This window comes from Dietzia sp. SYD-A1 (assembly GCF_015356725.1).
Taxonomy (GTDB): Bacteria; Actinomycetota; Actinomycetes; order Mycobacteriales; family Mycobacteriaceae; genus Dietzia.
The window spans coordinates 1-808 of the sequence record NZ_JADDKI010000692.1 but is presented as its reverse complement, the minus strand read 5'-3'; the positions used below and the strand labels follow the sequence as shown (position 1 = coordinate 808).

At 73.3% G+C, this 808-nt stretch carries 1 protein-coding gene; it reads left to right on the top strand.

The genetic code is table 11. The features are described from left to right. On the top strand, nt 1–808 hold an 808-nt coding region (locus IY392_RS18645; RefSeq protein ID WP_228549636.1), incomplete at both ends, for a DUF6350 family protein.

Genomic DNA, 808 nt, shown 5'->3' with positions numbered 1-808 from the left:
GCTGATGACGGGGTTGGCGACCCTGTTGGTCGGCTCCGCCGGCTCGGACTTCGCCGTGAGGGAGTCCTCCCCGACGGCGGCGCTGCTGTGGACGGCGGCGGTGGCGCTGTTCGGATCGGGGCTGGGCGTCTGGCTCTACTTCCGGCGGGACCTGCGGGAAGTCCTGCCGGTGTGGGTGCGCGGCGGGATCCATCTCGGCGCGGCGTTCGTGGCGGCCGTCTGGGCGATCGCCGCGATCCTCCTGCTGGTCGGACTCCTGGCGGCGTGGGGGCCGGTGGGTTCGGTCCTCGAGATCGGAAAGGATGTCACGGGGACCGCCGCGCTCGCGGCGATCTCCATCTCATACCTGCCCAATGTCGTCATGGCCGCGGCCACCCTCGCGGTCGGCGGGGAGGCCCACCTCGGTGAGGCCTCGTACAGCCTGTTCGCCGTGTCTCGCGGACCGATGCCCGAGGTTCCGCTCGCGGCGGCGTTGCCCACGACGGACCCGCACTGGGTGGTGCAGGGGCTCCTGCTGGTGACGGTGCTCGTGGCGGCGGGGCTCGCGCGCGCGGTCGCGCACTGGTTCCGCACCACCGCCGACGCGGTCAAGGCCACGTGGCTGGCCGCCGCGATAGTCGCACTGGTGATGGTGGTCAGCCCGGTTGTGGCCGGCGGCGAACTCGGGGTGCTCGGGACGGTGGGCACCGGCTCGTTGATCGCCGCGGGGACCGCGCTCGCGCTCTTCGGCGTGATCGGGTCCGCGACGATCGCGCTGTCCCTCGCGGGCCTGACGCGACGCCGCGAGCGCGCCGAGACCGAACTCGAG